Genomic DNA, 2216 nt, shown 5'->3' on the forward strand with positions numbered 1-2216 from the left:
CTCATCAAACGGAAACGTCCTGTCGATGAGCGGACGGAGGTGGCCGGCGTCGTAGAGGGCGGCCAGCTCGCGCAGCTGCGCTCCGTCGGCCCGCATGAACAGAAACGAGTAGCTGACGCCAAGCCTCCGCGCCTGCGCGCGGACCTTGCGGCTCAGCAGCCCCATCACGACGCCCATGAACCCAGGCGCCCCGAGCTGCTGCGCGAACCCGGGGTCCGGCGGGCCGCTCACGCCGATCGCCTGACCGCCCGGCGCGAGGACCGTGAGGGACCGCTCGAGGTTCTCACCCCCCCGGGAGTCCAACACGACGTCGTAGCCGGAGAGAACCTCGGCGAAGTCCTCCTTGGTGTAGTCGACGACGACGTCCGCGCCAAGACTGCGCACCAGCTCGGCGTTCTCGCCGCGCGCGGTCGTCGCCACCGTGGCGCCGAGGTGCTTGGCGAGCTGGATAACGGTCGATCCCAGCCCGCCGGCACCGGCGTGGACGAGGACCTTCTGGCCGGGCTGCACGTGGGCGCGGTCGACGAGGGCTTGCCAGGCGGCCAGCGACACCAGCGGCACCGCGGCCGCCTCGTGCACGGTCAGCGATGCCGGCATGGGCGCGACGTCGTCCTGGTCGATCGCGATGTACTCCGCGAAGGTCCCGATCCGCAGGTCGCGGGGGCGGGCGTAGACCTCGTCGCCGACGCGGAAGTCGCGTACGGCCGAGCCGACGCCGGTCACCACGCCGGCGACGTCGTGGCCGAGCACGAACGGGGTCTCGTACTTCAGGAGGCGCTTGAACTCGCCGTCGCGAACCATCGCGTCGAGCGGGTTGATACCGGCGGCGCTCACCTTGACCAGCACGTCACCGTCGCCGACCTCGGGCTCGGGCACGGCGGCGGCGCGAAGTCCGTCCTTGCCGTACCGCTCAACGACGAACGCTCTCATAGGCGCTGCGTCAGCCCCGTGGCGGCCGCGTCACGAGGCACCCCGCCGTGCCGTGCGCGATCATCCGCCCCTCGCCGTCCACGATCCGTCCCTCCGCTGCCGCGACGCGACCGCCGACGTGGACGACCTCGCCTATCGCCTGGACCTTGCCGGTGTCGTGGCGCATCGCGCTGAAGTAGCGAACCTGCAGATCCATCGTCGTGTAGGAGTGGCCCTGGGGCAGCGTGGTGTGGACGGCGCAGCCCATGCACGAATCGAGGATCGTCGCGGCGACGCCGCCATGCACGCTGCCGATCGGGTTGTACATCCACTCCGCGGGCTCGAGGGCGAAGACCGCTCGTCCGACCTCGAGCTCGTCGATCGTCATGCCCAGCAGCGATGAGATCGGGGGCGGCGGCAGCTTGCCGGAGGCGACGAGGCGCAGGTAGTCGAGGCCGTCCATCGTCGCGCCCACCGCTGCGGACCCGAGCGGGTCATCCCAGGTGATGGTCCGCGTGCGGTCGGGATCGATGGAGCTCATCGCGCGGCCTCCACCGCGGGCGCCGCGGCCACGGTCGCTCGCTCGGGCGCGGCGAGCATCCATAACGTCGCCCCGGTGCCCGCGGCCGCGCCGATCATCAGCCACCATGGGCCGTGGAAGTCCTCCACGGTCGGCGGTCCGGATCCCAGCAGCGCGACGAGCACGGCGACGCCGAGCGCCGAGCCGATCTGCCGCCCCATGGTCACCACCGCGATGCCGGTCGAGAACCGCGCCGGCGGCAGCGATCCCGCGGCGATGCCCGTCAGGGTCGGCAGCAGCAGCCCGACGCCGATGCCGCTGACGAGCATGCCTGGCAGGTAGTCACCGGCGTAGTCGGGCGTCGCGGTCACGTGCGTCAGCCACCAAGCCGCGGCGAGCGCGAAGAGCAGCGACCCGAGCAGGCCGGTGACGCGATAGCCGACCCGGCTGGCGAGCCGCGCGGAAGGGATGCTGAATGTCGCGGCCATCGCGGGACCGGGAGCGAGCATCAGGCCGGCCGTGAGCACGTCCACGCCCCAGACGCCGGTCGTGAACAGCACGCCCGAGAGCAGCATCGCGGCGAAGCCGATGAAGAACACGACCGAGGCCACCACCGCGATGCTGAACCCGCGGATGCGCAACATCGCCGGGTCGATCACCGGCGAGGGGTGATCGAGCGAGCGCCGCCCGACCCCGGCGAACAGCAGCGCGCTCGAGGCGAACGCCCCGACCACCCGGGCCGACCCCCACCCCCAGCTGGGCCCCTCGACGATCCCGACGGTGAGCG

The 2216-nt window shown here is 71.9% G+C and carries 3 protein-coding genes; all 3 read right to left on the reverse strand.

All coding sequences use genetic code 11. The features are described from left to right. On the reverse strand, positions 1-930 hold a 930-nt coding region (locus VFX99_RS13400), incomplete at its 3' end, for an NADP-dependent oxidoreductase (RefSeq protein WP_329666793.1). 10 nt (positions 931-940) lie between these two features. Further along, a complete protein-coding gene (locus tag VFX99_RS13405) occupies positions 941-1450 on the reverse strand; it encodes a PaaI family thioesterase (protein ID WP_329666794.1) in 510 nt (169 codons plus the stop codon). Beyond that, positions 1447-2216: MFS transporter (locus VFX99_RS13410; RefSeq protein WP_329666795.1), on the reverse strand; the 770-nt coding region annotated here is incomplete at its 5' end. The genes VFX99_RS13405 and VFX99_RS13410, both read right to left, overlap by 4 nt.

The sequence above is a fragment of the Microbacterium sp. genome, from assembly GCF_036277215.1.
In the GTDB taxonomy this organism is placed as follows: domain Bacteria; phylum Actinomycetota; class Actinomycetes; order Actinomycetales; family Microbacteriaceae; genus Microbacterium.